This window comes from Vibrio sp. 10N.286.48.C11 (assembly GCF_041469805.1).
GTDB classification, from domain to species: Bacteria; Pseudomonadota; Gammaproteobacteria; order Enterobacterales; family Vibrionaceae; genus Vibrio; species Vibrio crassostreae_C.
In genome coordinates this window covers 73,303-89,099 of record NZ_JBFRLK010000005.1, presented here as the reverse complement: position 1 = coordinate 89,099, position 15,797 = coordinate 73,303, and the positions used below count along the sequence as shown (strand labels likewise).

At 43.8% G+C, this 15,797-nt stretch carries 11 protein-coding genes; 1 reads left to right on the top strand and 10 read right to left on the bottom strand.

The window, feature by feature from the left end:
* Positions 1–10: 10 nt before the first annotated feature.
* The 5 genes from AB4209_RS01830 to emrD form a co-directional block, all read right to left on the bottom strand.
* Positions 11–1,351 carry an HlyD family type I secretion periplasmic adaptor subunit gene (locus AB4209_RS01830; protein WP_017070029.1) on the bottom strand — a complete coding sequence of 447 codons (1,341 nt, stop codon included), beginning with the start codon at positions 1,349–1,351 and terminating at the stop codon, positions 11–13.
* On the bottom strand, positions 1,344–3,029 hold the full coding sequence (locus tag AB4209_RS01825) for a type I secretion system permease/ATPase (protein WP_017062120.1): 1,686 nt from the start codon (positions 3,027–3,029) through the stop codon (positions 1,344–1,346). Before AB4209_RS01825 ends, AB4209_RS01830 begins: the two co-directional genes overlap by 8 nt.
* A 156-nt stretch (positions 3,030–3,185) precedes the next feature.
* Positions 3,186–3,992: an exodeoxyribonuclease III gene (gene xthA / locus AB4209_RS01820; protein ID WP_372054635.1), complete on the bottom strand. Its 807-nt coding sequence runs from the start codon at positions 3,990–3,992 to the stop codon at positions 3,186–3,188.
* A 169-nt stretch (positions 3,993–4,161) separates the two neighbouring features.
* Positions 4,162–6,252 (bottom strand): S9 family peptidase, encoded by a 2,091-nt coding sequence (locus tag AB4209_RS01815; RefSeq protein ID WP_017065926.1) that lies wholly within the window; start codon positions 6,250–6,252, stop codon positions 4,162–4,164.
* A 348-nt stretch (positions 6,253–6,600) separates the two neighbouring features.
* Positions 6,601–7,806, bottom strand: coding sequence for a multidrug efflux MFS transporter EmrD (gene emrD / locus AB4209_RS01810; RefSeq protein WP_017065927.1), 1,206 nt, complete (start codon positions 7,804–7,806; stop codon positions 6,601–6,603).
* Between the two features lie 499 nt (positions 7,807–8,305).
* Here emrD and AB4209_RS01805 point away from each other — a divergent pair, with 499 nt between their 5' ends.
* The gene (locus AB4209_RS01805; protein ID WP_017070026.1) at positions 8,306–10,423 is read left to right on the top strand and encodes a methyl-accepting chemotaxis protein; all 2,118 of its coding nucleotides are present in this window, start codon (positions 8,306–8,308) and stop codon (positions 10,421–10,423) included.
* A 112-nt stretch (positions 10,424–10,535) separates the two neighbouring features.
* On the opposite strand, the gene AB4209_RS01800 is transcribed toward AB4209_RS01805, so the two are convergent.
* The 5 genes from AB4209_RS01800 to dinG all read right to left on the bottom strand — a co-directional run bounded on the left by AB4209_RS01800 (position 10,536) and on the right by dinG (position 15,427).
* Entirely contained in the window at positions 10,536–11,669 is a 1,134-nt protein-coding gene (locus AB4209_RS01800) for a cupin domain-containing protein (protein ID WP_017070025.1), read from the bottom strand.
* Positions 11,670–11,712: 43 nt separating this feature from the next.
* Positions 11,713–11,883: a pleiotropic regulatory protein RsmS gene (rsmS, locus tag AB4209_RS01795; protein ID WP_017055021.1), complete on the bottom strand. Its 171-nt coding sequence runs from the start codon at positions 11,881–11,883 to the stop codon at positions 11,713–11,715.
* The gene (locus AB4209_RS01790; protein ID WP_017062115.1) at positions 11,873–12,421 is read right to left on the bottom strand and encodes a primosomal replication protein; all 549 of its coding nucleotides are present in this window, start codon (positions 12,419–12,421) and stop codon (positions 11,873–11,875) included. The genes rsmS and AB4209_RS01790 overlap by 11 nt, the downstream gene beginning before the upstream one ends.
* A gap of 22 nt (positions 12,422–12,443) precedes the next feature.
* Positions 12,444–13,223 carry a TSUP family transporter gene (locus tag AB4209_RS01785; RefSeq protein ID WP_017062114.1) on the bottom strand — a complete coding sequence of 260 codons (780 nt, stop codon included), beginning with the start codon at positions 13,221–13,223 and terminating at the stop codon, positions 12,444–12,446.
* A gap of 128 nt (positions 13,224–13,351) precedes the next feature.
* A complete protein-coding gene (gene dinG, locus AB4209_RS01780; RefSeq protein WP_017066711.1) occupies positions 13,352–15,427 on the bottom strand; it encodes an ATP-dependent DNA helicase DinG in 2,076 nt (691 codons plus the stop codon).
* Positions 15,428–15,797: the final 370 nt, after the last annotated feature.

Below are 15,797 nucleotides of genomic sequence, written 5' to 3'. Positions count from 1 at the left end.
GTGCGCTTGGTTAAATTTCTCTCATTGCCTTATAGGCGCTCACAGAGAGTGGGTTGAGTAGATACTCGAGCGGTGTTTGTTGCTCAAGTAATATCATCACTTCTGCGGGCATGCCCGGATACAATGAGATGTTTTCTAATGCTTCTAGCTCAGACTTATCTAACGATACTCTCGCTAAGTAAGCAGAAGATCCTGTGGCTTGATCGCTAATGCGGTCAGCCGAAATATGGACTAATTTTCCACGAATCGGTGGTGTTTTACGGAAACTGTATGCAGTCAGTCTTACTTGGGTATCCAAGCCAATTCGTAAGGCTTCGATGTCTTCTGGCTTCACTAACGCTTCTACAATCAACTCGTCATTTTGCGGAACCAATTCCATCAAGGTTTCACCGGGTGGAACGATGGCATTTTCGGAGACCACATTAAGTCCAACCACCACACCACTTTGAGGTGCTCTTATTTCAACCCGGGTAAGAATATCTTGAGCATTGACCATAGCTTCTCTGGTTTCATTCAGCTTTCGTTCTAAATCTTGTATCTCTTCGCCGAGCGTTTTGGCGTAAGTATAATCCGCGTTGATCAGCTCTAATTTCGCTTCGGCGATGGTGCGCTTGGCGTGTCCGATTCTAGCTTTGAGGTCAGCAACGTTACCTTGTAATTGAGAGCGTTCTCGCTGTAAATCCAATAAGCGAGATTTGGATGTGTTACCGGAAACAAGCAAATCTTGGTGCATTTGTACCTGTTCTTCTAAATACTTCAGGCTTCGATTTCCGGCTAAGAATCGTTGTTGGAAGCCTTGCAGATCAAGTTTTGATTGCTCGACTTTTTGCTGTAACACATCGGATTCACCGGATTTTAACGATTGTCTTTTGCTGAAAAGTTTACTCTGCGTATCAAGTAAGCTTGATACGTTTGGGTCACTCATAAGGGAGAGTAATCTCATATCAAATTGAATTTCTTGATGACTCGCTAACTCTGATTGTAAGCGGTTCAGCCGCGCTAAATCACTTTGCCACTGAGCTCTTAGCCTTAGAAGCGATGCTTGAGCTTGTGTGTGACTTAACGTGATGAGCAGTTCGTCTTTTTGAACATGGTCGCCGTCAGAAACATGGACGATTTCTACAATCCCGCCTTCTAAGTGCTGAATGGGTTTTCGCTTTGATTCTACGATAATCACGCCTGGCGCAATGGCAGCAGAAGAAAGCGGGGCTAGGTATGCCCAAGCAGCAAAGCCACCAAGAGTAGTCACAAGAACTAACCAGATGAACACCTGTATTTTGAATGTAGAAAAGATCAGTTTTCTACCATCGTCGAAGTGAATACCTTTATCGTCATGATGAATACTAGCCATTCGACACCTCCGAGGAAGCGACATTGAAGAGCGACCGGACAACTTTACTCGCTTCGCCTGCTTGCGTTATCTGGCCGTTTTTCAATTCAACAACCCAATCGACATGTCTGAGTAAGCTTGGGTTATGCGTTACCATCACGACAGAAATGGATTTCTCTTTCGCCAATTGTAATAGCGAAACAAGAAACTCTTCGCCTTCTTTGTCGAGATGGGAATCAGGCTCATCAAGCACGAGTAGCTTAGGTGAGAAAACCAATGCTCTTGCGATGGCAAGTTTCTGGGCTTGTCCACCAGATAACTGATGACCAAAAGAACCGATAATCGTTTCATATCCATTCGGTAAGGCGACAACAGCATCATGCACACCGGCTTGAATAGCGGATCTGACGATTTGGCTATCCGTAACGTTGGAATCAAATCGGGCGATATTTTGTTTGACAGTGCCATGTAAAAAGTCGATGTGCTGAGGAACATAACCGACGGTGTGTTTGAACTGATTCAGATTCCACAACTCAACATTGAGTCCATCGATAGAAATGCCACCTTTTGAGGGCGATATGCCGTTAGTGATCATTTTGCAGATGGAAGACTTACCTGACCCGCTAGGGCCTATCAATGCGACTCGATTTCCTGATTCCAGTCTTAGCTTCAAACCATTAAGAGTCGGCTTGTTAAGTTTTTCAGACGCGAACCATGTGACGTTGTCGATGACCAGATCACCTTTAATTGTTTCCAACTCGGTTCGCTCGGTATGTTTAGTATGAGAAGCAAATTCCTTAGCTAAGCGTTTGTTTGCATCCAAACCAGTTTTCCATGCTTGAATACCACTAGAGAGCATCTCAATAGGCTGGAGTGCTCTCGCCATTAGGATTGAACCCGCAATCATACCACCAGCAGACATGGCATTTTGAATGACTAGGCTTGCTCCGACAGCCATGATGATGAGTTGAAGGACCATACGTATGTAACGAGAAAATGCACTCAGTGAACAGGTGGCTTGATCTAAATGGCTTCGAGACCAGCTCTTTTCCGCCAATATTTCTTGGTAGGTTTGACTTAAACCTTGTTGTTGATGTTGGCTAAAAATCGTGGCGTGTTTTTGAAAGCACTCGTCGTTTTTTCTTTGTGTTGCGAGCTGGCTTAAATAAGTGGTTTTAAAGTGCTTAGATTTAACCCAATGAGAAAGCAATGTTGTCATGAGAATAAAAACAACGGCACCCACACCGACTAATCCTATATATGGATGAATCGCAAACATAATGATAAGAAACAGGGGAGTGAACGGCAGATCAAACATGACAAAGTAGGCAGGAGAAGAGAGTAGGCTCTTTACCTCACTTATATCGTTGAACAGATGCTTTTCTTTTGATTTCGATGAGAAGGAGGTTTGTTCAAATAGCTGCTGAGACGCGATAAATTCAAATTTTATCGCTTTCTTTTGTGCATACTTGGCTCTAGACGCGTCAAGGAACGCTTGGGCTGTAAGTAGGAACACAGCAATGAAAGCCAAGAATAGAAGCGTATCTAAACTTTGACTTGAGAGGACTCGATCAAACACTTGAAGGCTGAATAAGGGAACGACTAACATCAATACGCTGATCGCTCCGCTGACCACCATCATCGGAAGTAAACTACGCAGATTAATTGGATTTATACCGGCCCAAGGCTTTGCGTCCATACAAAACTCTCTCCATTGGTTGTCCAAATAGTATAGATGGGCAGTGGCGAGAATGTGAACTATCTCAAGCTTTTTGAGTGGATTTGAGCTACGTAAAAAAAATGCACAAGCTAAACAAAAGCTTGTGCATTTTTGATTTGAAATTTAATTTGGATTTTATTTAAACGTTGACCAAATCGGAGCGTGATCTGACGGTTTTTCAATGCCGCGTAGCTCGTAATCGATGCCAGCTTCAGTACACTTATCAGCAAGCTTTTGAGTCGCAAGGACTACATCAATACGCAGGCCACGGTTGTCCACGAAACCTTTTGAACGGTAATCAAACCACGAGTATTGGTCATTCACTTCAGGGTGAAGCAAACGGAAGCTGTCTACAAAGCCCCAGTCCATCAATGTTTTCAACCATTCGCGCTCTTCTGGTTGGAAAGAACATTTACCTGTCTTTAACCAACGTTTCGCATTAGGTTCACCAATGCCGATGTCTGCGTCGATAGGGCTGATATTAATGTCGCCCATCACAATCACTTGCTCACCTTTGTTGTGATAGTCGTTTAGGTAAGTCATTAAGTCTTTGTAGAACTGGCGTTTGTACGGGTACTTTGTTTCATGCTTGATGTTATCCCCTTGAGGGAAGTAGCCATTTAGCACGGTAACCTTTTCACCATTTTCATCTTCAAACGTCGCCATGATCATGCGTTTTTGATGGTCTTCATTATCTGTTGGGAAACCCTTCTGCACAGAAATAGGCTCTTGCTTACACAACATTGCCACACCGTAGTGGGCTTTTTGACCGTGGAAGTAAACCTTATAGCCCATTGCTTCAACATCAGCAATTGGGAAGGCTTCATCGTGCACTTTTATCTCTTGCAGACCAATCACGTCGGGTTGGTGTTTGTCGATAATAGCTTGCAGTTGGTGAAGGCGGGCTCTAAGACCGTTGATGTTGAAGCTAATTACTTTCATTTGTTTTTATACCTCTCGTAAACCTTTGTCACTGCTTGTTTTTAAAGGTTTTTGATTTGGTGGATTTCATGGTTCATCGTATTTAACCATGCTTAATAATTTCTGTCGCCACTTTGTAGAGACAAAATGGCGACATTAAATGATGTGAATACTTACAGTTACGTAGAATCTATTGAGTCTTAAGTAAATCCAAAAAGAACGCGTATTCAAGTGCGTCTTCTTTTAATCGTTTAAATCGGCCAGAAGCGCCACCGTGACCGGCTTCCATATCGGTTTTGAACAGCAATACGTTGTTGTCTGTTTTCATTTCACGCAGCTTCGCAACCCATTTCATTGGCTCAAAGTACTGCACCTGTGAGTCATGCAGGCCTGTCGTTACCAACATGTTCGGGTAGTTTTGTACCTTAATGTTGTCGTACGGTGAGTACCCCAGCATGTAATCGTAGTAGGCTTTATCGTTCGGGTTACCCCATTCGTCATACTCATTGGTGGTTAGAGGGATCGATTCATCGAGCATGGTTGTCACAATGTCTACAAACGGAACATGTGCACCAATACCACGGTACAGTTCTGGTGCTTGGTTGATGATTGCTCCCATCAATAGACCGCCAGCAGACCCCCCAACGGCGAACACTTTATCTTTCGCGCCGTAGCCTTCTTCAACAAGCTCTTTGGTTACATCAATAAAGTCGTTGAACGTGTTTTGTTTGGTCAGTTTTTTGCCATCTTCATACCAAGGGCGACCAAGCATTTCTGAACCGCGGACATGTGCGATGGCATAAACAAAACCTCTATCCAGTAGGCTTAGGCGAGTTGAGCTGAAGGTAGGTTCAATCGTAGAGCCGTAAGACCCATAGCCGTATTGGTAGATTGGGTTAGTGCCGTCTTTCTTAAATAAGTCTTTACGATAAACCAAAGAGACAGGAACTTGCTTACCATCGCGAGCCGTAATCATGATTCGCTCTGATTGGTAGTTATCCGCTTCGAAATCACCTAATACGGGTGTTTGCTTCATGAGTTCGGATTCACCTGTACTTAGGTCGAAATCATAGTAAGTACCTGGCGTGGTTAAGCTGCTGTAATAGATACGAACTTTTGCGTTATCTAATTCATAGTTACTCGTTAGGTAAGCGGCAAATGCGGTGTCGTTAAATTCAAGTGGAAACTCGTGGCCTGTTGAGAGTTGGCGAACTTTCACTGTAGACAAGCCATCCGCGCGTTGCTCGTAGACAAGATGGTCATCAAACAACTCGAAATCTACAAGCTGAGTATTATCGTCTGCTGGGATGACATCGACCCATTTTGAGCGATCATGCATCTCTTCGGTTGTGACTTTCATTAAACGGAAGTTGACCGCTTGGTAGTTGGTGTAGATGTAATACCAATCACCTAGCTTAGCGATGCTGTACTCTATGCCGGTCTCTTTTGGGTAGAAAGCCTCAGCTGTAGCCTTTGGGTTGTTGGCATCGATGACTGAGACACCGCTGGTTTCTGTGCTCGAATGCCAAATGTAGACCTGTTCTCCATCTTTGCTTTTACTCAAAGAGGTGTAGTAAGCGCTATCGGCTTCTTCGTAGATTAACTGATCGCTTGCCTGAGCTGTGCCTAACACGTGGCGGTAAACTTGATAACCCAGCAATGTTTGTGGATTTTTTTTGATGTAGTAGAAGGCTTGGTTGTCGTTTTGCCACGCGATAGCACTTGAAGCGCCTTCAATTTCATCTTTTAGGTATTCACCTGTTGTGAGGTCTTTGATCTTGATGGTGTAAATGCGGCGGCTTAGCGTATCTTCGCCATAGGCCAACAAGTTTTCGTCTGGGCTGATCGTTAAGCCACCAATACTGAAGAATTCATGCTCTTTTGCTAGCTCGTTTACATCTAAGATGACTTGCTTGTCTGTGCCTAAAAAGTTTTTTTCACGCAGGTGAACTGGGTATTCGTTGTCGCCTGTCACCTTATTCGAGTAGTAGTAACTGCCTTTGCGAACCGGTACCGAATTGTCGTCTTTCGCGATTCGGCCTTTAATCTCTTCAAATAATTGTTTTTGTGCTGCTTCTGTATGTTTCAACACCGTATCTGCGTACTGATTCTCTTGCTCAAGTTGTTGCAATATCTCTGGATCTTGGCGTGCATCATCGCGCATCCAATAGTAATCATCGATTCGGGTTTCACCATGAATCGTCATTGCGTGAGGGACTTTCTTAGCAACGGGTGCTTGGGTTTGCTGAGCGACGAGCTGTGATTGAGAGTAGTGGTTCATGGTTGAGATTCCTTGATTGCTGCATCCGGCGACAAGCGCTATTGATACGGCTAATGTGGTTAAAGCGATACGCATCTGTATATCCTTAGTGTGTACCTTACTCGTTTTAATGCCAGCATCCTTTGTTGTGAGAGTTCAGGTACGTTGGTGTTCTTCCAGTGATATTATTTATAATTGGATTCTGGATATGCACCTTCATCGTAAGTGTCTGTTATTGTTTTCAAAAAATCAAAGCAATGTTAAATGAAATTACTGATACGTGAGAGTGGAAGGAATAAATGTGCAACAAAAAGGGACACACTTTTCAGTATGTCCCTTTCCTTTGTTTAGCAAGATTCGAGTTTTACGTTAAATAGCCAATGGCATTTCGTTTGAGTGGTCAGGTTTACGATTAACCCAACGTAAACCAAGCATAGCGATGAATGACATAGCAATCATCAGGCAACCGAGTGGCAGTTGGTCTTGAGCTGGGAAGAACGATGCCAATAGTGTTGCGATGCCAGCACCTAGGTTTTGCATACCACCTAAAATCGCACCTCCAGTACCAGCGTGGTACGGGAATGGCGAAAGTGCCCCTGTTGTTGCTGCTGGGAATAATATGCCAGCGCCCAAGAAGTAAATTGTGGCACCGCCAATCAAAGTTAATGCTGTTGTTTGACCAAACAGACCCGGTATCAATACCACTGTTGAGCCTACCAATATCGCAACCAGACCAACATTCAATGCACGGCGCTCAGAGCGACGTTGTGCGATGTAACTAGATAAGCCTGCACCGACTAAGTAACCTGGAATAGGCAAGACAAACAGCAAGCTTACTGTGGTTGCCGGTAAGCCAAGTACGCCACCAAGCAACACACCTGCCGCTGCTTCAAATACGGCTACACCAGCAAAGGTTGCGACTAATACCAATAAGAAACCTTGGAAACGTTTATCAGACAGAACGAACTTGTAGCTGTTGGCAACCGATTCATGCTTGCGTCGTTCTTTCGGCAGTGTTTCCATCATGCTCGTCATCATAGTGATCACAACAGCAATACCAAACAGCGCAAGGAATAAGTAGCTAGAACGCCAGCCGAAAACTTCTGTTAGGTAACCACCCAGTACAGGAGCCATCAATGGTGAGAAAATCACACACATGCTAATCAAGCTGTTTGCACGGTGCAGCTCTGCGCCTTCAAAACAGTCGCGAGTCAATGTACGAGACATCGCACCACCACAACCGATGCCCAAACCTTGGATAAAGCTGCCCGCTAAGAACCATTCATATTCGTGAGCGAACAATGCTACCAAAGTACCGATGATGTAGATGATCAAACCAATCACGATGATCGGTTTACGACCTAGGCGATCTGAAAGTGGGCCGTAAACAAATTGCGACAGACCATAAGGGATCAAGTAACACGCCATCACTGCCTGCAGTGAAGATGCCGAAACTAAGAACTCACCTGCCATATGACCGATAGAAGGCACGTACATCGTTTGAGTCATTTGACCTACGGCAGTCAGAATAGCGATTAAAAAGGTAAGTTTCGCTAATGGAAACGAGGCGGACATTTGCGTATCTCTCCAAAAATTAAGACGTAAAAAGCCTTAGCGCTCCATTAAAGGAGAGCCAAATGAATAAAGTGTTCAGGGAATCTAGGCGTGAGATATTAGAGCTTGATTGCGGGCTTAGCAATCAAAAAGTGTGAAGTTGATCAAGATAAAAATCTATAACTTGGATTATAAAAACTAATCCGAAGTTACTGCATTTTAAAGAGGGAGAGGGTGGAGTGGGCTTCCTTTAAATATCGATGTTCTGGCTATGTCCAAAGCGCTAAAACCTAAGCAACACAGCTAATGATTATATGAGTACATCATTTGAAATCACAGAAAAAAGGAAGAAAACACGCTCTATTAACATTTGTATAAACTTTCGTTTTATATGTAAGCAATTTGTGCTGTAATTATCCGCTAAGCTATTCGTCTAACTCATTTACATTGTGTACAGCAATTCGTTGTCGATGTGATAGTTATGGTTATGGAAGTCTTTTGGCTTAAATAAGGATATTAAATGCGCTCTCTATCGGTACAGTGGAAAATAACCCTCTTAGCAGGTTGTTGTTTAATCATTACGTCACTGTCTCTTATTGGTTTCTCGATCTACAACGCGACGAGCAATCAACAAGTCATCAAATCTCAAAGTTCAGAATCAGTTATCAATAAAACTCAGCAGTTGCTGGCGTCTGTTTCTCAGCTAAACGCTCAAGAAACTCAACGTTATGTAGACGAAGCTATTTACCGCGCAGAGATGCTTGCGGCCAGTGCTCAGTTTCTAAAAAACAATGCAGACGAAAACTTTACACCAAGTGAAGAGCTTCGTACCGCCTTGGATGAAATGGTTCGTCGCTCGGTTTTAAACTTCGACTCTATTCAAGGAGCGTATCTAGTTTTCAAGCCTGACTTGCTCGATAGTGAAGATGCGAATTATGTCGATGCTGATTATGTTGGTTCTAACGAAAAAGGTCGTTTTGCTCCTTACTGGAAGGTGGCAGATAACGGTGAAAATGTTCTAGCGAACGTTCTTTCAGAATCTATCTTGAATGATGACAGCAATAGCGAACGTTTTTACTGTCCTTTGTCTTCAGGGCAAACGTGTATTAGTACGCCGAGAGTCGTGAACAGCGGTGGTGTAGCACTACTTACGTCCTCTATTTCAGTCCCTATTTTGGTTGACGACGTTGCTATTGGTTTTCTTGGTATTGATCTAAGACTTGATGGTTTAACCAGTGTGATTACTCAATCTGACCAGAGCTTGTTTAACGGTGCGGGTAAAGCTTACGTGGTTAGTCTAGATGGTTCGGTCATCGCTTCTGATGATTCAAGCATTGCAGTCGGTTCAACTTTCCAAAGTGGCAATACAAACAGTGATTTAATGACCGACTTTATCTTTGGTGGTGAAGTGACAACGCAATGGAGCGAGAACGGTGAGTGGTTACTTGCCTTTGCACCTGTTGTTGCAGCTAACCAAACTTGGGGGGTGTTGTTTGAGATCCCAAGAGACAGTGTCGTCGCTGACGCAAATAAATTGGATTCCATCATTAGCACTAAGCTAAGTGAAGGCATCAAAACAGAAGTGATCGCCGGTACAGTGTTTATTATCTTTGGCTTAGCCATTATCGCGTTTGCCTCGTTGTCTATTGTGAAGCCGATTCGTCAGGTTGTGGAAAGGTTGAATGACATCGCTTCAGGTGAAGGTGATTTGACGCAGCGCTTGGAAGTGAAGTCTCAAGATGAAATCGGTCAGTTGTCAAAAGGATTTAACCTGTTCCTAGATAAGCTGCAACACACAATCAAAGAAGTCATTCACACCACAGAACAAGTGGCAAATACTACCAGCCAAGCGAAAGCATCAGCATCAAGTACTCGTGAAAGCAGCGAGTCTCAATTTAAAGAAGTGGATCTAGTCGCGACAGCGGCCGAAGAGATGACTCAAACTGCGGGCTTAGTGGTACAAAATGCAGAAGTGGCCGTTGATGCAGCGTGCGAAGCGAATCGTTCTGCTCAACAAGGGCAACAAGTCATCGAACTTTCAGCAGGTGAAATGAGAAAGCTGGTGGAGCGTATGTCGAGTGCTGTTCCTATTGTTGAAGAATTGGCAAAAAATAACGGAAACATCACCGAGATCTTAAGTGTGATTGAAGGGATCTCTGAGCAAACTAACTTACTGGCATTGAACGCGGCGATTGAAGCGGCTCGTGCTGGCGAACAAGGTCGTGGTTTTGCTGTTGTTGCGGATGAGGTAAGAAACCTCGCAAGTCGCACCCAGTCATCGGTTGGTGAGATCAGAGCGGTGATCGACAAGGTTCATGCTGGAACTCAAGATGTCGTTGAAGCAATACAAGAAGGCAATATCCTAGCTAACGATACAGCACTACACGTTCAGAAAGCAGTTGAAGATCTGGGGTCGATCTTTACTTCTATTGAGGCGATCAGTGATATGAACAGTCAGATCGTTCGAGCAGCCGAAGAGCAACAATCGGTTTCCGGTGAAGTAAATCAAAGCGTGGTTAATATTCGCGATTTGAGTGCGAAGATCTTGGAGCAAGCCGCGGCTTCTGAGCAAGTCGGCAATGAAATTGACCAACTGTCTCAACAACAACAGAAGTTGGTCAATCAGTTCAAGGTATAAGCATTAAGCCTTAACCAGTTCTTGAATAGAAAAAGGGACAAATGAAGATTTCATTTGTCCCTTTTTTAATTGTTTATTTAGAGGCTATGCAATAACCAGCGGTTGACGCTGCTTACTCTTCGATAAACCAGTAGCCTTTGTTGACCAATTCAGTCACGACAGTTATGCCCGAAGGAGATAGGGCAGTAGCCGAGGTAATCATGGTCTCATCGCAAAGTATGTTGAGTAACGAAGAATCCGCTTCATCAACCTTAACCACTTCGCCATTGATGTAAGCAGTGTTGCTTTCATTTTCGTGGTAGAGCGCCTTTAAGCCTGATACTCGGTGAATCTCACCTTCAGACTCTAAGTGTTGAGCGATCTCTTCTTGAGTCCATAGTGGCTCTGGAGCAACGATATCAAGCTGGTGGCGTGATTGGCTTAGCAGACAACCCATGAATTCACTGATGGTTTCAGGTTGCTCTAGTGCAGATTTCAACATGTCTGTGAGATTGCTTAAATCCGATGAACGAATTTTTCCGTAGCCTTCTTGCATTTTGAATTCTGGATCGTGCAGGTGTACGTCACCCATATCATGAGCAAGCACAAAATCGGCAAAGTTGCTGATCAGTTCTTGTTCTTTAGGCGAGCGGTAGCCAATAGAGTAGCTCATTGACGGCTCTAACGTGCTCCCTTCATGTGGGAAACCTGGTGGGATATAAAGGATATCGCCCGGCTCTAAAGTTTCATCAATGATTGGGTCAAAACCTTCAATTTGACGAAGTGCAGACGCTTGAACAGTCTCTTTGTATTGGCCAACATCTTTAGCGCCAACCTTCCATTGACGTTTGCCTTGACCTTGAATGATGAAGACATCGTATTGATCAATATGTGGGCCTACGCCGCCTTCAGGTGCTGAGTAGCAGATCATGAGATCGTCGAATAACCAGTTTGGTAACGCTTGGAACGCCTCAGTCAGCTGATTTGCGCCTTGGTGCCAGTGGTTCGCTGCTTGAACGATCAGTTGCCAATGAGTTTCGGTTAATTCGCCAAACTTTTCTTCAGAGAATGGGCCGTGTTCTGCAGTCCACTGATTGTCGAGGTTAGAGACAAAGCGAGAATCCACTTCTTCTTCCATCGATAAACCAGCAAGTTCTTCCGGCGAAATTGGGTCGACGAAGTTTTGGAAGCCACCCTTTAAGATGGTTGGTTTTTTATGCCAGTAGTTTTCAAGAAACTCGGGCATAGAAAAGCTGAGTTGGTACATGTGAATCCTGTATATTTTTATGCTAGATGCTAGATGCTAGATGCTAGATGCTAGATGCTAGTTTGGCTTGTAAATCTTGCTGGACAATTTTGATTGCTTCTAACGCGACTTTTGGATCGATTTCGTTGCTTTCGAGCAGATAGATCAGGTCGACAGCTAACTTAACTTCTTCTGGTGCGTTATCCAGTGGTGATGGTGTGTTATCAGTGTTCATTTCGCTTAGGGTTCTCTAAGTTAATCAGTCTCTCAATATTTTTCATTGAGTCTTCACAGCGTTCTAATCGCTCTTTTGCTAACTGCCAAGCCTCTTCCGCTTTTTTCTTACTGTGGCGAGGCGCAGAATCAAACGTTAACTTTCGTACTCGTACTAAATCGACCAATCGCTTTTGCCAGTCTTGGTGCTGGGCGAGTTCGTTGTATAGGTCGTTCAGGGTTTTCCCTGACTTGCTTTTTCGGTCCAAGCGTAAATCGTGGTTGGCTAACTCTCTTTGGATTGCTGCAATCTGATTGGTCAGCTTTTCTGTCAGGTAGTTGGCTCTGGACGCGGTCAGTTGATTTGAGGTTTGTTCACGTACAATGGTGCGGTACGTTGCCTGAGTTTCAAGTGCATAGGGAAGCAAAACAGAGGCGCCGCATTTAAATAAGGCTCGGTCAAACAAGGCTTGATGATAAGCCCCTCGAGATTTGTCAACCTGCGAGCAATGGCCAATCAAGGTATCAATAACACTTTTTAGCTTTGAAAATTGATTCATTTCACTTCCCGTTGGCTACTGCCTATAAGTTCACAAACCAAGCTTCGTATGCCAGTTTAATTGCAAGTACGCTTACAACTGTAACAAACACAGGTCTTATAAATGTAGCACCGAACCGAATAGCAGAGTGAGCGCCAACAAATGCACCGGCCATCAAACAAAGGCCCATGGTTAAACCTAGAACCCAATCAATATGACCAAGAATCGCGAAGGTCACCAAAGAGGTAAAGTTACTGGTAAAGTTCATGGCTTTGGATAGACCAGAGGCAAGTAAGATGTTTAAGCGATAAAGCGCCATAGAGCTTACCGTCCAAAACGCGCCAGTTCCTGGACCAGCAACCCCATCATAAAAGCCAAGAATGAATCCTTGGTACTTTTGTTTTCTCTTAAGCACAGGGCAAGGTTTAGGAGACACATTATGGCTCACATCTGGAGTCTTATGAAAAATGGTATAGACCGCTGCGGCAAGAATGACTAACGGCAATACCTTCTCTAACCACTCGGTGCTAATGGCATCAACAGTGAGTGTGCCGATTGTCGCACCTATTAAAGTAGATATGAATGCATTGACCCAACACTCAGGCTTGAACAGCTTTTTACGGTAGTAAGTGAATGCAGCTGTAGATGAAGCGAAAGTCGCTGCAAGCTTGTTAGTACCCAATGCGATGTGTGGCGGTAAACCAAGCGATAGCAAAGCTGGAACGGTTAACATCCCTCCGCCACCTGCGACAGCATCAATAAAGCCTGCTGCAAATGCAACCAGAGCAAGTATGACCAACATGGTTGGCTCAATCATTTCCATAAATAGCTAGTGTTCTCGTTATCGGCTGATAGGGCAGCCACATGAAAAACCGATGGATTAGTCATGTTGGGTTGTGAATGCAAGGGCCTAGCGATGAAGGCCCATAACTACCTCAAGGGCAGGGGATATTAGTATTTTATTGTTCTTTTAAAAGGCGGTAGTGAATCGAGTAGGGACTTTCCGTATCGCTTCGTTACTATGCGTCTATCAAGGATCGTGACTTTACCAGAATCTCTTTCCTTACGCAGTAGTCTACCCACAGATTGAATAAGCTTTTTACTCGCATCTGGAACAGTAATCTGCATAAAAGGGTTGCCACCGCGTGATTCAATATATTCTGAATGTGCTTGCTCTACAGGAGAGGTAGGAACACCAAAAGGAATCTTGGTAATCACGAGGTTTTCAAGAAGCTCACCCGGTAGATCAAGACCTTCAGAAAAGCTGCCAGTTCCAAAAAGAACGCTGGTTTTACCTTGGTCTATTAGCTTTTTATGTTTTTTTAGGATTTCAGTTCGTGAAGTATCACCTTGAACCTGCAATGCCCACGATTTTTTAACGAAATCTGTTGCTAAAGCCTCTGCAACTTTGTTCATTTGCCAGTAAGAAGAGAATAGAACGAGATTGGCTTTTTTGTCTTCTATTACCTTAGGCAAAATTTCAATAAGATATTCGGTAAACTGAGGTGCTTGTGGTTCGTACTTCATTGCTGGAACGATAAGCTCAGCCTGATTCTGGTAATCAAACGGTGATGCCAAAGCCAAAAACTGTACGCCATCTTCTGCTTTTTGGCTGATACCTGCTTGATGACAGAAAAAGCTAAAAGAGTTGAGCGCTCTCATGGTCGCAGATACTAATACCGCACCAACACAACGGCTCCAGATTTGCTGGTCCAGTTGCCAACCCACCTCGAGTGGTGAAACATTCACAACGAAATCGCCTTCGCTTTCTTTATTCAGTTCGAGCCAACGAGCTAAAGGAGCGCCTTTTTCTCTCTTCGGTTCAGCCATTAAGCGCCAAACTTGAGCAAGGTTCTCTGTTCTTTGTATATAGAAGCCAATTTCTGCGAGTGCCGGCTCTGCAAGTTTTGCTGAAAGCTCGCCGTCTTTAACTCGTTCTGCAATTAGGTCTGCAATCTTCGCAACTGCTTGGCTCGCCTTTTGTGTGAGTTGCTTGAGGTCTTTTGATTCATTCTCAAGCCACTCAGGTAAGTCGCCATGTTCGAAGCGATACAAGCCGTCTTCAAAGTGGTTAGCGTCAAACTGTTTACTCATTTGAGTCAGGGTAGGGATCAGCTGTTGCACTGAGTCTTGCAGCTCATTTCGAAATCGATGGACACGTTTCTCGTCAGCGAGGCCTGAAAGCTTAGTGATTGATTGATTCAAACGCTCCAACCACGATGCTGCGCCTTTTAAGCTCGCAGCCGCAGAAGAGTGATCTCTGGCTACATGCGGTAAATGGTGAGCTTCATCGAATATATAGATGCTATTTTCTGGTTCAGGCAGTATCACGCCGCCGCCTAAGTCTGCATCCGCCATCACCAAGCTGTGATTGGCAATTATCACGTCTGCTTTATCTAGCTCTGAGCGCGCTTTTTGGAAAGGGCAGTCTCTATGAGTAGGCATACTGTTATTACAGCTGTGCTTATCGCTGACAATCATCTGCCAAATCATGTTGTCGATGGGTTTTGGCCACGAATCACGGTCACCATCCCATTTACCTTGGGTTAGGCTACGATACATGGTTTGAAGTTGGTCGATATCCTTCTTCTTTGGCTTAGATTCGAACATGGCCATTTGTCCACCATCAACCCCGCAGGCAGCGGCTAGCTTTTCGGAACAACAATAACGCTGTCTGCCCTTCGCTAATATGAAAGAAAACTCTCGATCAGTCAGTCTTCTATATAGAGGGAGATCTTTATTGACGAGCTGTTCTTGTAGCGCAACCGTCGCCGTTGATATGACTATTTTTCGGTTATTGAGCACAGCGACAGGAATAGTTGCCATTAAATAAGCCAGTGATTTCCCGATCCCGGTTCCCGCTTCTGCAACAATCATGCGATTACTTTTGTGGTATTGACCACAAAGTGTCTTCGCTATTTCTGCAACAAGGTAATTTTGAGCACGTCGAGGTACAAAGTTGTCCAACTGATCTTGGAGGTTTTGATAACTGGTGCGAATAGATTTTTGAATTTTAGTAGTTAGCATACTGTGACCTACGTAACGGAGCGAGGATAGTAGCACATATCACTAGTCGGTACATTTACGGTGAAATAGCTTGCTTTTGAATCAAAGGTAGATCTTGTTCACAAAAAAAAACTGAACCATCAGGAACTTAACTATTTTATTTATGTTGCGAAATATAAATATTAAAAAAGACTTGCTTGTAGGTGTTAAATCCTGAGATGTGGCGTTTTTACAAGTTGTTTGTGGTGTTAAATGCTGTTTTGTTCTTTTTTTGGATTATTATATTTCCTGATAAAACTAAGGATAAGCTGCTCGTAAAACTATGAAAAAAAATGTAAGTAGTTGATTTTGATTGCTTTGTGTTTTTTTTAGGTTTGTTTTTAGTTTATTT

What these genes read in the sequence shown, in the direction of transcription:
- AB4209_RS01815 (WP_017065926.1), bottom strand. Translation starts at nt 6,252, where the DNA reads ATGAACCACTACTCTCAATCACAGCTCGTCGCTCAGCAAACCCAAGCA.
- rsmS (WP_017055021.1), bottom strand. Translation starts at nt 11,883, where the DNA reads ATGAACACTGATAACACACCATCACCACTGGATAACGCACCAGAAGAA.
- xthA (WP_372054635.1), bottom strand. Translation starts at nt 3,992, where the DNA reads ATGAAAGTAATTAGCTTCAACATCAACGGTCTTAGAGCCCGCCTTCAC.
- dinG (WP_017066711.1), bottom strand. Translation starts at nt 15,427, where the DNA reads ATGCTAACTACTAAAATTCAAAAATCTATTCGCACCAGTTATCAAAAC.
- AB4209_RS01785 (WP_017062114.1), bottom strand. Translation starts at nt 13,223, where the DNA reads ATGGAAATGATTGAGCCAACCATGTTGGTCATACTTGCTCTGGTTGCA.
- emrD (WP_017065927.1), bottom strand. Translation starts at nt 7,806, where the DNA reads ATGTCCGCCTCGTTTCCATTAGCGAAACTTACCTTTTTAATCGCTATT.
- AB4209_RS01825 (WP_017062120.1), bottom strand. Translation starts at nt 3,029, where the DNA reads ATGGACGCAAAGCCTTGGGCCGGTATAAATCCAATTAATCTGCGTAGT.
- AB4209_RS01830 (WP_017070029.1), bottom strand. Translation starts at nt 1,351, where the DNA reads ATGGCTAGTATTCATCATGACGATAAAGGTATTCACTTCGACGATGGT.
- AB4209_RS01805 (WP_017070026.1), top strand. Translation starts at nt 8,306, where the DNA reads ATGCGCTCTCTATCGGTACAGTGGAAAATAACCCTCTTAGCAGGTTGT.
- AB4209_RS01800 (WP_017070025.1), bottom strand. Translation starts at nt 11,669, where the DNA reads ATGTACCAACTCAGCTTTTCTATGCCCGAGTTTCTTGAAAACTACTGG.
- AB4209_RS01790 (WP_017062115.1), bottom strand. Translation starts at nt 12,421, where the DNA reads ATGAATCAATTTTCAAAGCTAAAAAGTGTTATTGATACCTTGATTGGC.